At 39.4% G+C, this 19,323-nt stretch carries 18 protein-coding genes; 14 read left to right on the plus strand and 4 right to left on the minus strand.

Translation table 11 applies throughout. The features are described from left to right. Positions 1–4 precede the first annotated feature (4 nt). The 13 genes from ABDW32_RS21795 to ABDW32_RS21855 all read left to right on the plus strand — a co-directional run bounded on the left by ABDW32_RS21795 (position 5) and on the right by ABDW32_RS21855 (position 13,550). Complete coding sequence (locus tag ABDW32_RS21795) at positions 5–1,012, plus strand: SPFH domain-containing protein (protein WP_343565939.1); 1,008 nt, start codon at positions 5–7, stop codon at positions 1,010–1,012. Between the two features lie 6 nt (positions 1,013–1,018). Then, a complete protein-coding gene (locus tag ABDW32_RS21800) occupies positions 1,019–1,264 on the plus strand; it encodes a hypothetical protein (protein ID WP_343565940.1) in 246 nt (81 codons plus the stop codon). A gap of 191 nt (positions 1,265–1,455) precedes the next feature. Beyond that, positions 1,456–2,742 carry a citrate synthase gene (locus tag ABDW32_RS21805; protein WP_343565941.1) on the plus strand — a complete coding sequence of 429 codons (1,287 nt, stop codon included), beginning with the start codon at positions 1,456–1,458 and terminating at the stop codon, positions 2,740–2,742. A gap of 314 nt (positions 2,743–3,056) precedes the next feature. Beyond that, positions 3,057–4,130 (plus strand): NADH-quinone oxidoreductase subunit NuoH, encoded by a 1,074-nt coding sequence (nuoH, locus tag ABDW32_RS21810; RefSeq protein ID WP_343565942.1) that lies wholly within the window; start codon positions 3,057–3,059, stop codon positions 4,128–4,130. A 3-nt stretch (positions 4,131–4,133) separates the two neighbouring features. After that, positions 4,134–4,697, plus strand: coding sequence for an NADH-quinone oxidoreductase subunit I (locus ABDW32_RS21815; protein ID WP_343565943.1), 564 nt, complete (start codon positions 4,134–4,136; stop codon positions 4,695–4,697). 4 nt (positions 4,698–4,701) lie between these two features. Beyond that, positions 4,702–5,244 (plus strand): NADH-quinone oxidoreductase subunit J, encoded by a 543-nt coding sequence (locus ABDW32_RS21820; protein ID WP_343565944.1) that lies wholly within the window; start codon positions 4,702–4,704, stop codon positions 5,242–5,244. Beyond that, positions 5,241–5,549, plus strand: a complete 309-nt coding sequence (gene nuoK / locus ABDW32_RS21825) for an NADH-quinone oxidoreductase subunit NuoK (protein ID WP_343565945.1) — start codon at positions 5,241–5,243, stop codon at positions 5,547–5,549. Before ABDW32_RS21820 ends, nuoK begins: the two co-directional genes overlap by 4 nt. A gap of 3 nt (positions 5,550–5,552) precedes the next feature. After that, the gene (locus ABDW32_RS21830; protein WP_343565946.1) at positions 5,553–7,607 is read left to right on the plus strand and encodes an NADH-quinone oxidoreductase subunit L; all 2,055 of its coding nucleotides are present in this window, start codon (positions 5,553–5,555) and stop codon (positions 7,605–7,607) included. Positions 7,608–7,610: 3 nt separating this feature from the next. Then, positions 7,611–9,212: an NADH-quinone oxidoreductase subunit M gene (locus tag ABDW32_RS21835; RefSeq protein ID WP_343565947.1), complete on the plus strand. Its 1,602-nt coding sequence runs from the start codon at positions 7,611–7,613 to the stop codon at positions 9,210–9,212. Between the two features lie 5 nt (positions 9,213–9,217). Then, positions 9,218–10,699: an NADH-quinone oxidoreductase subunit N gene (locus tag ABDW32_RS21840; protein ID WP_343565948.1), complete on the plus strand. Its 1,482-nt coding sequence runs from the start codon at positions 9,218–9,220 to the stop codon at positions 10,697–10,699. A 109-nt stretch (positions 10,700–10,808) separates the two neighbouring features. Beyond that, positions 10,809–11,414, plus strand: coding sequence for a DUF4254 domain-containing protein (locus ABDW32_RS21845; protein WP_343565949.1), 606 nt, complete (start codon positions 10,809–10,811; stop codon positions 11,412–11,414). Between the two features lie 4 nt (positions 11,415–11,418). Further along, positions 11,419–12,444 (plus strand): glycosyltransferase family 9 protein, encoded by a 1,026-nt coding sequence (locus tag ABDW32_RS21850; protein ID WP_343565950.1) that lies wholly within the window; start codon positions 11,419–11,421, stop codon positions 12,442–12,444. Further along, on the plus strand, positions 12,441–13,550 hold the full coding sequence (locus ABDW32_RS21855; protein ID WP_343565951.1) for a glycosyltransferase family 1 protein: 1,110 nt from the start codon (positions 12,441–12,443) through the stop codon (positions 13,548–13,550). The genes ABDW32_RS21850 and ABDW32_RS21855 overlap by 4 nt, the downstream gene beginning before the upstream one ends. Here ABDW32_RS21855 and ABDW32_RS21860 read toward each other — a convergent pair. The 4 genes from ABDW32_RS21860 to ABDW32_RS21875 form a co-directional block, all read right to left on the minus strand. Next, positions 13,547–14,212: a glycosyltransferase gene (locus tag ABDW32_RS21860; RefSeq protein ID WP_343565952.1), complete on the minus strand. Its 666-nt coding sequence runs from the start codon at positions 14,210–14,212 to the stop codon at positions 13,547–13,549. The genes ABDW32_RS21855 and ABDW32_RS21860 overlap by 4 nt on opposite strands. 4 nt (positions 14,213–14,216) lie before the next feature. Next, the gene (locus tag ABDW32_RS21865) at positions 14,217–15,284 is read right to left on the minus strand and encodes a glycosyltransferase family 1 protein (RefSeq protein WP_343565953.1); all 1,068 of its coding nucleotides are present in this window, start codon (positions 15,282–15,284) and stop codon (positions 14,217–14,219) included. A gap of 102 nt (positions 15,285–15,386) precedes the next feature. Beyond that, complete coding sequence (locus ABDW32_RS21870; protein WP_343565954.1) at positions 15,387–16,565, minus strand: glycosyltransferase; 1,179 nt, start codon at positions 16,563–16,565, stop codon at positions 15,387–15,389. Positions 16,566–16,842: 277 nt separating this feature from the next. After that, positions 16,843–17,658, minus strand: coding sequence for a glycosyltransferase family A protein (locus ABDW32_RS21875; protein ID WP_343565955.1), 816 nt, complete (start codon positions 17,656–17,658; stop codon positions 16,843–16,845). Between the two features lie 473 nt (positions 17,659–18,131). On the opposite strand from ABDW32_RS21875, the gene ABDW32_RS21880 reads away from it, so the two are divergent. Continuing rightward, positions 18,132–19,307 (plus strand): glycosyltransferase family 4 protein, encoded by a 1,176-nt coding sequence (locus tag ABDW32_RS21880; protein ID WP_343565956.1) that lies wholly within the window; start codon positions 18,132–18,134, stop codon positions 19,305–19,307. The last annotated feature ends 16 nt before the right edge of the window (positions 19,308–19,323 follow it).

Consider the following 19,323-nt stretch of genomic DNA (forward strand, 5'->3'; position numbering starts at 1 on the left):
CATTATGGGACTATTCAATCTTTTTAACAACCAGCTATCCGAGGTCATTGAGTGGACAAATCAAGACCCCCGCATATTATGGTATAAATTTCCTTCCGAAAGAAATGAAATTAAAAATTCCAGTAAGCTTATTCTTGCGCCGGGACAGGGCTGTATCCTCATCTATGAAGGAAAAGGTGAAAGCCTACTCACAGAGGCAGGAACTTATAATTTAAAGACGGATAACCATCCTTTTTTCACAACACTAGCGAGATTGAGGCAAAACTTCGAGTCTGAGCACAAGTTGTATATCTACTTCTTTCGTACAGCGGCTATTGTCAATCAGGCTTGGGGAACTGGAAATCCGATAAAATACATTGATCCACAGTATAATCTTCCTGTAGAAATCGGTTTGAACGGTACTTTTTCCTATATCATCAAGGAACCGGTACATTTTTATAAAAACATTGTTGCCAATCAAAATACGGTCAGTACAGCAGTTATTCAAGATGTCATCAACAACCGTATACCCCAACAGATCGTTGCGCAGATTGCACAGAAAAAATTGGGGTATAATGAGATCGACAGCCAGCTCCCATTCCTGTCGACTGATATAAAAACAGCTGTTGAACAAGATTTTACGGATCTAGGATTAGAAATTACAGATTTTAAGATTCTAGGAACCCAGTTTGACGCAAACACGCAACGCAGAATTGGTGAAATTGCTGATTTGACGACGCAAAATCAAGCTGCACAGCAGGCAGGTCTGAGCTATGTGGAATTAGAAAAATTACGCGCCCTCCGGGATGCCGCTAAAAATGAAGGCGGATTGGCTGGTATCGGTGCACAATTGGGTGTCGGCATGGAACTGGGTAAGCAATTTGATCTTCAGAAAGAAGAGATCAAAGACAATATACAAACGGAAGGTGATTTTGTCGAAAAATTGCAAAAATTACAATTGCTGCTACGCGAAAACATTATTACACAGGAGGAATTCGACACGCTCAAAAAACAGATTCTCAACAAAATATAACCCATTATGAAATACATCTTTGGTATATTATTCACCTTGGTTATTCTATTTGTGGCCACCTATTTTCTATTGGGGCTATGGGGTATCCATTTCCTGGATGCTGAAAATTTCAGTAAAATCCTTTGGACAACCGGTATTCTTACCATCACATCCATTATTTTGGTATGCTTGGTTATCTTACCTTTTTTTGGATCGGGCAAAAACGGGAAATACGAAGATAAAGGTAAAGTCGCCCAGCGAAAAATAGATTAGCATTTCGGGCATAATAAGATAGTGTTAAATTTGAATAAACTATTTGCTTATTTGAGTAAATAGTTATTCAATATTATCCAAAATGACGCAATGATGTCATATAAATTCCAAAAGAACTTTCAGTTTTAAATATCAAATAGTTAAATTTGTGAGATTAGCATACAAAATCAGATATAAGATAACATATAAACATGTCAGATAAAGCATCTATAAATTTAGACGGTACTTCTTATGACCTTCCGGTTATTGTCGGTACCGAAAATGAAAAAGCAGTTGATATTTCCAAATTAAGAGATCTAAGCGGATTTATTACATTAGACCCAGGATACAAAAACACGGGTGCAACAAAAAGTGCGATTACTTTCCTTGACGGTGAGGCAGGTATATTGAGATATAGAGGATATCCAATTGAGCAATTGGCAGAGAAATCCACTTTCTTGGAAGTTGCTTATTTACTGATCTACGGAGAGCTTCCCAAAAAAGAGGTATTGGAAAAATTCAGAGCTGACATAAAAAAGCAAATGATGATCCACGAAGATATGAAGAATTTCTTTGCTGGGTTTCCTTCCAAATCCCACCCAATGGGTCAACTTTCTTGTTTAGTGGGTGCGTTATCTGCATTTTACCCAGAATCTTTAAATCCAAACTTAACAGACGAAGAAGAAGATCAAACGATCATCAATCTTTTGGCTAAAATGCCTACCATTGTCTCATGGATTCAAAAGAAATCTTTAGGTCATCCAGTCGTTTATCCTAAAAACAACCTGGGTTACATTGATAACTTCTTAAACATGTTATTCGGCGAGGTTAACGACGAAAAAACATTCGATCCAGTTGTTATCGACGCTATGCACAAATTGCTTATTTTACATGCTGACCACGAACAGAATTGTTCGACATCTACCGTCCGTATCGTAGGCTCATCAAATGCCAACCTGTACGCTTCTGTAGCCTCAGGCATTAATGCACTATGGGGTCCATTACATGGCGGTGCCAATCAAGCGGTAATCGAAATGTTGGAAGCCATCAAAAATGATGGTGGTGATGCTGAAAAATACCTTGCAAAAGCAAAAGACAAAAATGATCCGTTCCGTTTAATGGGATTTGGTCACCGCGTATACAAAAACTTCGATCCACGTGCTAAAATCATCAAAAAAGCATGTGACGATATTTTAGACAAATTAGGCGTTCAGGATCCGGTATTGGATATTGCTAAGAAATTAGAAGAAGCAGCATTAAATGATCAATACTTCATCGACAGAAAACTTTATCCAAACGTCGATTTCTATTCAGGTATCATTTACCGTGCCTTAGGATTTAAAGCGGATATGTTTACTGTATTATTTGCTTTGGGCCGTCTTCCGGGATGGATCGCGCAATGGAAAGAAATGCGTGAAAACAAAGAGCCTATCGGCCGTCCAAGACAAGTGTATGTCGGACATACAGAACGCGATTACGTTGAATTTTCAAATCGTTAATTCGATTGATCTCCATAAAAAAAGCATCCCAAGGGATGCTTTTTTTATGGAGATACCGTTACAGCACCTTTTTCAAAAACACTATTTTATAGCACGTTATGTAAACATAAAACCTATTATCTTTTTGACAATATCATCAGCTTACGGCTTTCATCACCAAAATCTAAATACTCAAATCTAAATACTAACATCTCTAATATGTCACGATAATCTACTTGTTAAGTATATTTTAATTTTTCCCTCTCTAAATTCCCTGTTTTTCGTTAAGTTTGCGTATTCATTGGACGCTTATTAAAAATCATTATAAATAAGACTTGATAGATACAATACTACATATCTTGGTTCCCATTGCTATTTTTACTTTTATAGCAGCATTTACCTTATTTGCAGTATATGCCGAGCGCAAGATTGCCGGATTTGTCCAAGATCGTCTCGGACCAATGGAAACCGGGAAATACGGTAGTCTCCAGACGATAGCCGATATTCTCAAATTACTTCAAAAGGAATTAATCACCCCCACATCAGCCGATAAAATTCTATTTAGAATAGCTCCGATTATTATCTTCGTAGCTGTTTTTACCGGTTTCGCCGTTATTCCCTGGGCCAAAGACTTTATTCCGGCCAATACACACACAGGATTATTCTTTATCATGGCCATTATTTCCATTGATGCCTTGGGTATTCTGATGGCAGGCTGGGGCTCGAACAACAAATACTCCCTGCTCGGATCCATGCGTGCGATAGCCCAAATGGTATCCTATGAAATACCTGTGGGGCTCTCGTTGATCACCGTAGTGATGTTAACTCAGACGTTAAACCTCAATGAAATTGCCATCGGTCAGGGCATTATGACCAACGGAAGCATCAAATTTTTAGGCTTTTGGGAAGTCAACGAGATTGGTGGATTCTTCGCCTGGAATATTTTCCAGGCCCCACATTTAATCGTAACTTATCTCATTTTCTTTATCGCTACACTTGCCGAATGTAACCGGGCCCCGTTTGATATTCCGGAAGCGGAATCCGAATTGGTCGGTGGTTTCCATACGGAATATGGCGGCATACAATTTGCCTTTATCTTCTTAGCGGAGTATGCCATGATGTTTTTGGTAGCGATGTTGGGCGTAGTCCTTTTTTTAGGTGCCTGGAACACGCCGCTCCCAAATATTGGTGCGATACGGCTGGCAGATTGGACTACAGGCCTTGCCTGGGGGATTTTTTGGACCTTGGCCAAATCATTATTGATCGTCGGGGTGCAAATGTGGATACGCTGGACATTACCCCGATTACGGGCCGATCAATTAATGAGTCTCTGTTGGAAGGTATTAACCCCTTTGGCTTTTGTTTGCATGGCTATTTCTGCCATTTGGAGAATTTTAATTATAGCATAAGATATGATATTTAAAACGGCTTCCCACGCATTTCGTACAGCAATCAAAGGCTTATCTTTGACTGTCAAGCACTTGTTTGGCGCCCGACGCTCGCGTCAGGAATTAAATATCAAAAACGACAATTACTTTGACCGTCAGGAAGGTATTGTCACGGTACAGTACCCTACCGAAAAAATGCCGATGCCCGAAGTGGCACGTTATCAGTTGCAGGTAGATATTGAAGATTGCATCGTCTGTGATCTCTGTGCCAAAGCATGTCCCGTAGATTGCATTGAAATTGAAGCAATCAAATCTCCGGAGGCGATCGGAAAAACGTCAGATGGTAGCGTCAAACGACTCTATCCCGCCAAATTCAATATTGATATGGCCAAATGCATGTACTGTGGCTTATGTACGGTCGTCTGCCCTACGGAATGCATAGTTATGACCAATGAATACGACCGTAGCACACAGAAATTGACCGACCTGATCTACGGTTTTTCAGATATGACCGACGAACAGGTTGCACAACGAAAGGCCGAATGGACACAATTTCAAGCTGAAAAGGAGGCAGCGAAGCAAAAATAAAAAGATGGAAAGTATTTTATTTTATGCCTTTGCCACATTGGCCATCGGATCTGCGTTGTTACTGGTCAATCTTAAAAATATTGCCCGCGCCCTATTTTTATTTTTTATTGTGTTGTTTGCCATGGCCGGCCTATACCTATTTGCGCTGGCAGATTTTGTTGCCATCACACAGATTATGGTCTATGTAGGTGGTGTGCTGATCCTGATGCTATTTGCCTTTATGCTTTCCAACAAAGAACTATTGAAAGATCTTCAAGACAGCAGTGGCTCATTTCTCAGTATGCCGAGGTGGCAGGCCATTGTATTGGCCCTAGGTTTTCTAACACTGCTGATTTTGGGCATACGGGAATGGCATCAGTCCATTCCTACCTGGATCCAACAAGCCAAAGAAAATAATACGGAGATTGTTCCAACAGATAATAATATTCAACAGATCGGCTTACGATTTATGACATTCTATGTATTGCCATTTGAAGTCATCTCCATCTTTTTGATGATGGCACTTATCGGCGCCTCGCATTTATCCAGAAAGGAGCGTAATAGATGATTACCTTGACGCATTTTTTGGTAGTCAGTGCCTGTATCTTCTGTATCGGCCTGTATACCGTTCTTTCGAAGAAAAATGCCATTATGATTCTGGTAGGTATCGAACTGATGATTAACTCGGCTATACTGAACTTTGTGGCGTTTGGTAAATACGATAAAGTCAGTTATGGTGGGCAGATTTTTGCCTTATTCGCCATCGTTCTGGCTGCTGCGGCAGTAGCCGTTGGATTAGCATTGGTATTGAATGTCTATAGACACTATAAAACCATCAATCCGGATGAAATCAATGAATTAAAAGATAAGTAAGAATTGAACCCACTTGCCTCCATATCACCGATATACGCCGCGCTGCTTGCAGTAGCAGCACCATTTATTGCCTTTTTATATCAAACGATGATAGGTAAGCGTGATCAGTCCGGCATCGCTGCCCTCCTTGGCATTGTGTGTAGTTTTATATTTGGCGGGCTGACCTGGCTGGCCATCTGGAATCATCCGGTTGTATCGGCGCAATTGAACTGGTTCACCATTGGTACTTCGACTTTTAAAGTGGGTATTTTGTTGAATAACCTGAGCGTACTGATGCTTTTCCTGGTTCCTACAGTTGCTCTTCCCGTACATATCTATTCCAGGGCTTATATGAAAGGCGATCCGGGTATCCATCGCTATTGGATGTACCTAAGCCTCTTCTGTTTTGCGATGCTGGGATTGGTTGTCATGGATAGCCTGCTGCTCATGTATATCTTCTGGGAATTGGTGGGTTTCGCCTCTTATCTACTTATTGGTTTCTGGTTCACACGGGAAACGGCTGTGCAGGCCAACAAGAAAGCTTTTATCGTCAACCGCATCGGAGACTTAGGTTTTCTGATTGGTCTAGCCATTATATTTACGCAGTTCAACACCCTCAACCTCGTCGATCTTTTTGGTGAAGGGGGCCTGATTTACCAATCCAGCATCACAGGTGGGTTATGGGTTTCTCCAGTCAACAGCATGGATCAGATCTGGCTTACGGTAGCCGGACTGGCATTTTTCCTTGCTGCGATGGCCAAATCAGCTCAATTCCCTTTACATGTATGGTTGCCTGATGCCATGGAAGGACCGACCTCGGTATCTTCACTGATTCACGCCGCCACTATGGTCGCTGCAGGGGTATTTTTGCTGGCAAGCGTATTTCCGTTATTCAACGAAAGTGCATTGTTATTTATTGCGGTCATAGGCACAATCACCGCGGCCTCCGCAGCTTACTTTGCATTAGGTCAATACGATATTAAGCGCATCCTGGCTTTCTCAACCATCTCACAACTGGGCTTTATGATGGTCGGAATTGGAATTGGCACCTGGGATGCAGCACTTTTTCATTTGGTAACACACGCGTTTTTTAAATGTCTGTTATTCCTCTCAGCAGGAGCTGTTATCCATGAGATGGCCCACCTCAAAGCGCACAGCCAGCTCGACTTTGATCCGCAGGATCTGCGGAATATGGGTGGACTGAAAAAGTATATGCCCAAAACCTTTATCCTGATGAGCATTGCTTCATTGGCACTTGCAGGGTTTCCTTTGACATCAGGCTATCTTTCCAAAGACAGTATCATCATCTCTTCTTTTGAATGGGCTTTATCGAAAGGTAATTTTTACCTCATTATACCTGTGAGTCTCATTATCGTTAGTATACTGACCGCCTTCTACATTGGCCGCTTAATCTTTAAGGCCTTTTTAGGTGAACTTCGAATCCTGGACCAGATTAAGGACAAACTACATGGTGCTCCTTTGCATGAGGCTTCCAAAACCATGTTGATTCCGATGATGTTATTGGGGCTTTGCTGTCTATTTCCATTATTCTCTCTCAACCCGCTATCTTATCATGATTCCTGGTTGATGGATGGTTTATTATTGGATGAATACAGCTTTGCACCGAGCCATAGCGCCCATCTGCTTATTCCATTGCTTTTATTGATCGGTTCGGCAATCAGTTGGGTTATCGGTTGGAAATGGTACGTACAAAACAAATATCCGCTCAACACAGCTGGTTTTGCCCTAAAAGCATCATTCAATCAAGGGTATATCAATGAGCTGTATCAACGCGTGTTTGTTAAGGGAACACTAAAACTAGCTCAGTTCTGCTATTGGTTTGACCGTTATATCGTCGATTCGGTGGTTGCTTTTGTTCAGTTTATCGTTCTGTCCCTCTCCCGGTTGAGTGTGTGGATAGACAAATATATTGTAGACGGTTTTGTCAATACTGTTGCCGCTGTGGCCTACTGGACCGGTAATCAGGTTCGTCTGGTACAGAACGGCAAATTACAGACTGCATTGTTCTCCGTTTTTCTATTTGTTTTACTTGGTTTAATTTATCTTATATTTTTTTAGGAAATGCCTATTTTATCCTTACTGATATTTTTACCGCTTCTGGCGACGGCGTTTATCCTCGCCTTACCAACACGATATAAATCGAGTTACAAATATATTGCCTTAGCAATTACAGCGGTGCAATTTGTACTTGCTGGACTATGTTATGCAAAATTTGACGCGAGCCAAACCGGTGTACAGGATTTGGCAGGATACCAATTTGTCGAACAGCTTCCCTGGATCCGTCTGGACTTGGGTTCCATTGGAAAATTAGAGATCGATTACCTAATCGGGATAGACGGTATTTCAATGCCGTTACTACTGCTCAGTGCTTTTGTGATGCTGATGGCAATCGGGGCCTCCTGGAATATACAAAAGAGTCCGAAGGGATATTTCGCCCTCCTTATGGTACTGAACATGGCTGTAATGGGCATTTTCTGTGCATTGGATTTCTTTTTATTTTATTTATTCTATGAGGTCATGCTCCTACCACTCTACTTCCTGATCGGTATTTGGGGTGGAGCAAGACGTGAATATGCTGCCATAAAATTCTTTCTCTATACCCTTTTTGGATCAGTGTTTATGCTATTGATCATTGTTGGTCTATATTTTTCGGTTATTAATCCGGTCACGGGGGCACATACCTTCAATATGATCTATATGATGAATCCACAGAATTATCTAGGAGACTCGATTTTCGCCTGGGATGGCTATCAGGAAATATTGGGTATTTCGGCCAGATTGATTGGCTTTGTGGTGCTCTTTTTTGCTTTTGCGATCAAAGTACCCATTGTGCCACTGCACACCTGGCTACCTGATGCACACGTAGAGGCCCCGACACCGGTATCCATTATTTTAGCAGGTATCCTATTGAAAATCGGTGGCTATGGCATTATTCGTATCTGTTATAGTATTTTCCCCGACATGGCGGCGCTATCCAATTGGTGGCTTGGGCTGATCGGGGTAATCTCCATTATCTATGGTGCGTTAAACGCTTTGGCTCAAAAAGATTTAAAACGGATGATCGCTTATTCATCGGTATCGCATATGGGTTTTGTCTTGCTCGGAATAGCTTCATTGACAGCTGAGGGAATTTCAGGAGCCATGTTCCAAATGATTTCCCATGGGTTTCTATCGGCGGCGCTTTTCTTTCTCGTGGGTGTGGTCTATGACCGCGTACACGACCGGAATATTTATAGTTTCAGAGGACTGGCGCAGCTTATGCCGAAATATACAGGCTATGTTGCTGTTGCGTTCTTCGCTTCTTTGGGTCTCCCCGGATTCTCTGCTTTTATCGGTGAAGCATTTGTTATCATCGGTTCATTCAATGCAGCTAGCGTAGGTACTGGACTTCCGCGCTGGATGGCAGTAGCAGGCTCAATCGGGATTCTTTTAAGTGCAGCCTATCTTTTATGGACACTTCAACGGATGTTTTTCGGACAGATCAGACTAAAAGGTGGTGAATCTTGGGCCAATGCACTGACCGATGTAAACAGCCGTGAACAGCTGATCCTATTTCCGACCTTAACTCTTGCGCTTTTACTAGGTGTCATGCCATCTTTGGTATTCAATAGCCTCAACGCAAGTGTATTGAATCTTGTCAGCTTTATCCAACAATTTATCTAATCAGCATGCTCGCATTCAGTCCATATATCAGTTCATTTATTGATCAAATTATTGTTAGTATTCCCTACTTCAAACCGGAATTAACACTGATCATTACTTTTATAGGCACTATTATCGCGAGTCTTTTCGTGGATAGATATTGGGACAAGGCATCTTTTACCTTTACGGTCGCTGGACTCTTATTAAGTGGCTGCTACCTATTAGGACAGGGATTGAGTCATGTGGAGATGACGGGATTCTTCGACATGATCCACATTGATACATTCGCGATATCGGCACGAATGATTATCCTGCTGTCGACCCTACTGATTACGATTTTTATCCAACAACGCCACCAGCATGAGCGCCCTCTGGGCGATTTATATGCTGTAATCCTGACCGCCACCTTAGGGCTCAACCTCCTGACCATGTCGAGCAACTGGCTGATGATCTTTATTTCCGTCGAAACCGTTTCCATCAGTTCCTATGTTATGGTCGGTTATTTTTCAGCGAATAAAGCACAATCTGAGGCTGCGATGAAATATGTGCTCTTTGGGTCGATATGTGCTGCTGTTATGCTCTATGGTTTATCCTTGCTATACGGTTTCACGGGAAACTTGAATTTTGATGCGCCAGCCCATATTGCGGGGCTGATGGAGGCGCCTAAGCTGATGATCAGCATTGCCCTCCTATTTTTATTGACTGGTATCGGTTTTAAACTGAGTTTCTTCCCTTTCCATGTGTGGAGTCCTGACGTTTACCAGGGCGCACCCACGGTAATCACGACTTACCTGGCAACGGTACCGAAGATTGCTGTTGTCGTACTACTGTCTAAGCTACTTGCGGCCTGGCTTGCAGTATCCTTTTATTTTAGTGATTTCCTAGCGTACGTGATTATCATCATTGCCATTGCGACCATGTTGATCGGTAATCTGGCCGCATTACGTCAGCAGGATGCCAAACGGATGATGGCCTATTCTTCTATTGGTCACACCGGGATATTATTGATGGCAGTACTGGTTTATCAAAACAATGAATCAAACGTTTTACTGTTCTATTTATCGATTTATGCATTGATGAATATAGCGGTCTTTATTTTCATCGATAGTTTGGAAGCTAGCCTGGGCAGTACTTCAATTGACTCCTATAAGGGATTAGGTAAACAGTCGCCGTTGTTATTTACCTCATTTTCAATTGTCCTAATTGCGTTGATAGGCCTACCTCCTACTGCTGGATTTGTCGGAAAGTTACTGATATTTTCAAAGGTATTCGAACAATATCAAAACTTCCAATCCTTCGGCCTACTTGCGCTATTGATTGTAGGGGCGCTTACATCCGTGATTTCCCTTTTCTATTACTTTAAAATTCCGTTGAACGCATTCTTAAAAGACAGTGTGCAACCGTATACGTCCAAATCAAATCCCATACTTCTGGGCATTGGTTTGCTATGTACCATCGCCGTCATCTTGCTGGGTTTATTTCCGGATGTTTTACTTGCTATTTTTTAAAAAATCAATACCATTCTTTCCTCCATACTACAGTATCCCGCTAATTTCATCCTGTTGATACCGGATTTGAAGTGTAGGATAACCCCATAATATATTTTATATTTGTAACATGATTAGTGCAATAGCAAATCCCATTTTTCAACGTGCTATCCAGGATTACCACGTATACGATCAGATTGATCATCCAATCCAGAATCCGTACGATAAACAATCCCTAGAACATCTCCTGTACTTAAAGTGCTGGATTGACACCGTACAATGGCACATGGAAGATGTTGTACGTAATCCTTCCATTGATCCCAAGGATGGGTTATACTGGAAGCGGCGCATCGATGAGTCTAACCAGTACCGCACGGACACGGTGGAATATATAGACAGCTATTTTTTACAGAAATATCAAACGATCAAGGCCCAGCCTTCAGCAACAATCAATACTGAAAGTCCAGCCTGGGCCATCGATAGACTATCGATACTGGCTTTAAAGATCTATCATATGGAGCAGGAGACACTACGTTCAGATGCGTCGGCAGCCCATATTTCTGCCTGTCAGGACAAATTGAACATCTTGTTGGAGCAACGCACAGATCTTTCACAGAGCATCGACGAATTGCTGGCAGCAATTGAATCGGGTGAAAAATACATGAAGGTCTATAAACAGATGAAAATGTACAATGATCCCGAATTAAACCCAGTACTTTATACTTCCGGAAAATAAGGCCATGTCTTTACCGCAGCGAATCATAGTAACTCGATTTTCAGCTATGGGCGATGTCGCCATGGTAGCTTCGGTATTGAAGGAATTTTGCCTGCAATACCCTTCCGTCGAGATTATTATGGTAAGCCGTTCCTTTTTTGCCCCATTCTTTGATGGCATAAAGAATGTCAAGTTTCATGCAATTGAACCTAAGACAAGCCATAAAGGTTTTTGGGGCTTAGTCAGGCTAAAGAAGGAACTGGCACAGTACAATGCCGATGCTGTGGCGGATCTGCATTTCAATTTGCGTTCGCGTGTATTAGCTCTCTTATTCTCACTTTCGGGAATGAAGGTCAGACAACTGGACAAAGGTCGTGCAGAAAAAAAAGCCCTGACCCGTAAGGAAAATAAGGTTAAACATCCGTTGAAACTGACGGTCGAGCGCTATGCAGATGTATTCCGGGCTTTAGGCTTTCACTTTGAACTAAGTCACAAATTGTTGTCTAATTTGCAGGATGTCCCCAAGACAGCCTTTAGCCTATTTGGCAACTTCGAACGAAAAAAAATTGGCATTGCAGCCTTTGCCCAACACCGATATAAGATTCTCCCATTGGCAAAGATGGCCCAAATCATCGACTATCTGACACATCATGGCTATGATGTATTGCTTTTTGGCGGCGGACAGGAAGAGTTTCAAATTGCACAAAACTGGACGGAGAGTTTTCCAAACACCTACAATACCATTGGAAAATTTACGTTAAGAGAAGAACTGGACATTATATCAAATCTAGATCTGATGATCAGCATGGATTCCTCGGGCTTGCATATGGCTTCATTGATGGGCATAAGATGCCTATCGCTGTGGGGGGCGACACATCCTTACGCCGGATTTACAGGTTATGGCCAAGAATCCCGGGACTGTATCCAAGTGGAGCATCCCAGTCGACCGAGTTCTGTCTATGGCAACCAACCCTGCGACTGTGACGGCATAGAAGCAATTGATTTAATTACGCCAGAAATGGTGATCGAACAAATAACAGCGGTAAGATGAGGATAGGATTTGATGCAAAGCGTTTTTTCAACAACGCCTCAGGCTTAGGCAATTACAGCCGGGATCTAATACGCATTTTATCAACGTTTGTTCCGCAAAATGACTATATCCTTTATACCCCCAGCACATCTCTCGAGCGGTATGCCAATCTTGTCAATCCTGAACAGATTAAAAAACCACAGGGATATATCAATCAAAATTTTCCAAACCTTTGGCGAACAAAGAGAATCGTGTCAGATTTGAAAAGAGATGAGGTCAATATTTTTCATGGTCTTTCTGGAGAAATTCCGGTAGACTTGGCTCCAGCGAAAATCAAATCCGTTGTTAGTATGCACGATTTAATCTTTATGCGTTACCCTGAGCTTTATCATCCGATAGACCGCTGGATCTATAAAAAGAAATTTGCGCATGCCTGCCGACGGGCAGATAAAATCGTCGCGATTAGTAAACAGACCAAAAATGATATTGTTGAGTTTTTCGATATTCCGAAAGAAAAAATAGATATCATTTATCAGGGTTGTCATGAGGCCTTTAAAATTCTAAAAACCGATGTGGAAAAGCAACAGCTTAAGAATAGTTTAGGTCTCCCAGATGAATTTCTATTAAATGTAGGGACGATAGAGGAACGTAAAAATGCGCTGTCCATCGTAAAAGCGATTGAGCATATCGATATCCCCTTGGTTATTGTTGGCAGAAGCACAAAATATCAGCTTCAGCTCCAAGAGTTTATCCGTAAGCATCAGATGGAAAACAGAGTATACTTTCTTAGTGGCCTGAATATGCAGGAACTTTCAGTTCTCTATTCCGCAGCACTAGCATTTATCTATCCATCTATCTACGAAGGTTTCGGCATTCCTATCATTGAAGCGTTATATTCGGGTACACCTGTAATTACTACGGATTCAGGAGTTTTCCCAGAAGCCGGAGGCCCGGCTTCGCTATATGTACGGTCACAGGATATTGAGCAGATTAAGCATGCCATTGAATCTATTTTAAATGACAGCAATTTACAACAGGAAATGTCTGTAAAAGGATTAGCCCACGCACAGCAGTTTAATGATGACAATCTGGCGGCACAATGGGAAAAACAATATTTGACGCTTTAGTCCTCCGATTTCACAACAGGTACCACTTTCTGTAGTTTTTTCCAGTGTTGTGACCGATCGCCATAAATCAATAATTTGCCTAGCTTATATTTAAATTTCATTATCCCCTTATAATCATCGGGCACAATGCGATAAGAGACTGTCGGGTCTTCGTTGATGACATCATTGACGGCCCTTGTGTAAACGGTTGGCCCGGTCATGCCGTGCACGTCATTTGGGTATTTATTTTGCTGAATATTTTCAACAATATACTTTATTGTCCGCTCCAGAAAAGGGTGTCCTTTTTCGAATACCAGCGCCCATTGTGCAAAAAGATTTTGGTGGTTCTTTTCACGCGTAATGACAGCATGGTCATCTTCTTGCAGGTATTTATCAAGATTAACGAGAATGTCGCTGTCCAGATCCAGGTATACTCCGCCATATACATATAAGACGGCATATCGAAAAAAATCGGCTTTTGCCGCTCCGATCTGCAGCCTAGAATACGCTTTATACACTTCATTGTCAAATGATTCCTTTATAAATGCGTCTACACGCTGGTCATCATAAAACTCATAGCGGTAATTCTTATTCTTACGTCTAAAGCGCTTGATATATAATTTTGTTAACCAAGGGATTTGGTTCGTTTTAAATGTCTGGTAGATTACTTTTGGTATAGCCATGCCCTTATTTCAAAAGTTTCTTATAAAGTTCCCAATATTCACCTGCCGCTTTATCCCATGAAAACTGGGCAGCCCAGGATTTAATTTCAGGAGTACGGTCCTCCCCATGGATAATATCCATCAGGTTGGATTTCCCAAATTCGATCAAATATTCCGGGTCTGTGGATTCTAAAAAGAAAGCTTCGGGTCCTCCAATTTCAGGAAGACAAGTATAAGTGGATAACAGAACCTTCTTACCGAATGACATCCCCTCAATAACAGGTAATCCAAAGCCCTCTGCTATCGAAGGGAAAGCAAATAAAGCACAATTCTTTAAATAATTATATTTCTCTGTTTCTGTTATCGGCCCGGTGAGCCTTACTCTTCCCGCAACTCCAAGTTCAACCGCTAAATCAAGAATATATTGATTATAATCCGGTTCTGCGATAATACCGCTAATAATCAATTCCAAATCATTCCCAACCAATAAATAAAGCAACGTATGAAAATTTTTCTTACGATTAATGGTACCGATAGAATAAATAAAGGGTTTAAGGGTATTATCCTGCGATTTATCTAGCTGATCTAAATATTTCTGATCAATATTATTTCCATTATAGATCACGTGAAGTGGTTTTCCCCTTAAATTACAATAATCTTCGAGGTCTTTCTTTACATAATTTGATATGGCAACAATAATATCCGCCTTATCTAAATTTGTCTGTAAGTTTTTCAGATACTTCTTTTCTTTTTCGACTGACTTCTTTTCTTTCAAGAAGTTCAGGTCATGAATGGTAGAAAGAACCTTGATTTTATGATTACGTGGAAAATATGAACTAAGCTGGAAGGTAGAATGCCAAAGATCACTGTTGGAAAATCGGGGCATCCAGAATTTCTGCAATGATTTTTGCTGATAATAGTTTGCTTCTGTTCCAAAATCCTCATTAGCGGGGTTATTTGTATAAAACACCATCTCATAGGGATCCGTTGTCTTCTTTAATAAAGCTTGACCTAATTGCTTACAAAAATGAAATAAACCTGTATGAGGATATTTCATCCGTTCGGCATCAAATATGATCTGTTTTTTCTTCATTCGCTATCGTTAAACAAAGATAGGCTGTTCAGCTTGTTTTTCATATTTTTTATCCCCAAATCATGATTGAAATTTCTAGGCCGAATTGCCTAGCGAATCATTTTATTCATTGTTGGATAGAAACGTTCTGTTTAAAAACTCTTCTTCCTGTGCTATGGTGTGATTGGCGGCAAAGTATGCCAATCCTTCCTGACGGATGGTATGATAATAAGGCTCATCCAAAAAGAGACGATTGACCGCTGAAGCAAATTCTTTCCCAGATTCGGTTACAATACAACCGTTTTGTTTTTTATTAAATAAACCATCTATTCCTCTCGGGTTAGTAACGACAGGCAAGCCATAGGACAACGCTTCAACGACCTTGATTTTTATTCCAGTACCGCTGATCATCGGACATATTGCTACTTTGGCATCACGATACTGTGCATCCAAGTCATCTACCATTCCCAATTTTACAATTTGCTCCGTATCCGGAAAATGCTCACATATTTTACCAATAACAACTATCCTTATATTGGGGTCGATATATGGTAAAGCGTTTTTCAGGAACCAATCTGCTCCTCTAACATTATGTGGATTATTACTGGCGATATAGATAAGTTTAGAAGAGATACTGTCCTTTTGTCCTTCCAAAACATTTTGCTTAAATGAGATGGGAAGCTGCTGTACGGAACGACTGGTAAATTGCTCAAAAATATATTTTTCCTCAACCGAATAGGTCCATATCTCATCAAATTGATTGAGAATCTTGAGTTCGTTTTTGAAAATATTGGATATTCTCAAATGATTTCCTTTATGGCAGGTGGCATATTGGCCGGTGATAAAATCGTGCGTGTCAATAATCGCCTTTTTGTAGTTTTTCAGCTCTTTGACCAGATTTCCCCAATGAACATAGCTGATTATCGCAAAGTCATAGGTTTCATCCTTTGTCATCGACCTGAAATTTTTCTTCAGGTACCATGTTGTAAAATCTATTTTATGTCTAAAGTAGTTGAATAATACCTCGGGTATTTTATATTTGAATAAGTATTGAAGAAAAGTTGACCGCGGAACTTTACGGTCAATTATTTTAAGGTTGATTGCTGGATAAGCGACCCTAAATTTTTCAATAGAGGCATCATCCCAATTTCCCCAGAGTCGCTCTGTCACATAATCTACTGTAAATTCTTGGCTATTGTGATTAAAATAATCAAGCATCTGAGTGAAGCGAGTGATATTACCCGCCCGCCCTTGATAAGGATTATCTGGCACAAAATAAAGGATCTTTTTTTTATTAGACATTTAAAATGTATTAAAAAATCAATACGTTATACTGGTTTTTATCTTCGAAATTATTATTAAACTACTTTTCCTAAAGTATCAAATGCGATTATAGTACCTAAAATCATTGTAGTGTTTAGTAAAATCTAGCATTTAATACCATTTACAAAAGCTTTTTTGTCCGATTTAACACCAGTTATATAAACGAAAATAAGATAAAAAATGCAACAAGACTACTAAAAAGAAAATACAGAATAATTCATATATTGTGATTATGATTGGATTTTAATGACTTGAATTACTTCATTTTTCCAGTAAAAAAAAGAAATAATTTCTTAAACCATTGATTGTAATATTTATTTTTGTATTTCAAATATTCCCTTCTGGAAGACAATAAATCGATGATATCCCAGCCAACTTCCCGATATAGCGCATAGTGTTTATTGTAAACATACAAATGAGCATCATCAATAATGTTATTGATTTTATTGAGGTCAGAAATCGAATTCATAGTAGCCCTTTTCCGATAAAAAAATAATGTTTTTTGTATTTTTTTCACGTTGGGAAACTTTCTCGTATGCCTGATCCACATTTCCCAATCCTCTGCAATTCTCAACTTCTCATCAAATTGCCCATTTTCAAGGAAATCTTTTTTACGTATCATCGCGACGATCGGAAAACAATTTTGTGTTAATATGGTTTGAGGATCAAAATCCGCCAAATTAAATATTCCCTCCTCATTTTCAAACAATTCAGTTACAGGATATACTAGATCTAATGTGGGATCTTGCTCGAAACAGCCTACACAAGTCGAAATATAATCCGTATGTATTTTGTCATCACCATCCAAAAAAACGAGGTAATGTCCCGTAGAAATAGATGCACCATAATTTCTTGCTGCCGCTGGCCCGCTATTTTCTTGAGTAAGGAGAATCAAATTGGGATTCTGTATTTGACGTTCCCTTATCCTCTCTCCAGAATTATCCAATGATCCATCATCCACAACAATAACTTCTATATTTTTATAAGATTGATTATAAACCGAATCTAAAGTTTCTCGAATTGTATCTGCATTATTATAACATGGTATTATAATACTTACTAAATGACTCATTATACTTTTATATACTTTTATGAAAATACAGAATCCACCTTATTATTGTTAACAAATAACGATGCGTATCTATTCTGTAAATATAAAACATTTAGATAAAGAACTTGATATTTCATTATCAATGAATACAAAATCCCAATAGCCCCCTGATCATGCCAACCGAAAAATTATGAGCAAATAGACAACTAGACAACACCATAAGACAAGCAAGCACCTTCAATGACTATCGAATCATACTTCCTAAAACGAAAACAGATATTACAAACTAAAAATCGTATCATAGAGTAGGTCGCAGGCCCACTCGATAAATTACTCATTTCTTTTTTATAAATTTAAAGTCTCATAAATTTAGGTGTTATAGCTAGTAAAATTTAATATAAGCTAAGGTCTAGCAGAGATAGTGTTTTTCTTTAAAACTGCCAATCTTACAATCGAATATACTAAGACCGTGCTTTTTTAAACAAATAAAATTGATGAAGAAACAAAAAAAATGGAAAACAAAATTAACATCTTTAATAAATTATCCTAAAATTAGATTAATAACAAAAAATCTATCAAGTGATATAATTTTCTTTTTTCCGCATTATAATACTGGCGGTGCCGAGCGCGTGCATTTAGATATTATGAAGTCGCTATCTGAGTACAATATGACATGTTATATTACAGAGCAATCGCAAGACACTGATCTAAAAAAAGAATTTGAGCAGATTTCTACGCTGGTAGAATTGTATATCTGGGGATCGAGACCAAAATATCGAAAAAAATTCTTACCAATCATTGCGAAAAAAATTAATGCCATGAACAATGTTATACTTTTCGGCTGTAACTCACGTTTTTTTTATGACTTAATTCCATTATTATCAACAAGCGTAAAATGTATTGACCTTATTCACACCTTCTTAGGAGAATATGACTACTCTATGGATAATTATTCACTAGAACATATTCCGAAACTAGATGCTAGGGTAGTTTTGGGCGAATCTCAACGCAAAAAACAAATTGAATTTTATGGTCAAAAGGGGATTCCAACAGTTTATGCGGATCGTATAAAAGTTATTCCAAATAAAGTAGATTATCCAACAGAATTTGTCAAAAAAGATTATAAAAATGATTTGACTATACTGTTCGTTAGTAGAGATTCTGAAGAAAAGAGACCGCTACTATTTATAGAAATCACCAAAATCTGTTATGAGTTGAAATTACCTTTTAAGTTTTTTATGATTGGTGAATTTGAAAAATATAAAGATTCAGTTAGAGATAATGTGGAACTAATAGGGAAAATTTTAGATAAGCACGTTTTAAATGAATTTTATTCAAAAGCTCATTTCGTTATGCTAACATCATTATTTGAAGGATTGCCTTTGGTTTTACTGGAAGGATTGGCTCAAGGTGCCATTCCTTTAACTACCAATGTAGGAGAAATACCAAGCTATATAAACGAAGATTTTCAGACAGGTTTTTTAATAAATAATTCAATTGACGAAAGTAAATTAGTAAATCAGTTTATAGATAAGTTAAAATCTATTGATGCAGATCGTACAATACTACCCACATTCTCCGAATGTGGACAGAGATTGGTTAGAAGACATTTCAACAAAGAAACTTTTCAATATAACTATCAATCATTGATAAAAAAAATAATGGATTAATCGGTATTGCAAAATA

It is taken from the genome of Sphingobacterium sp. (assembly GCF_039596235.1).
In the GTDB taxonomy this organism is placed as follows: domain Bacteria; phylum Bacteroidota; class Bacteroidia; order Sphingobacteriales; family Sphingobacteriaceae; genus Sphingobacterium.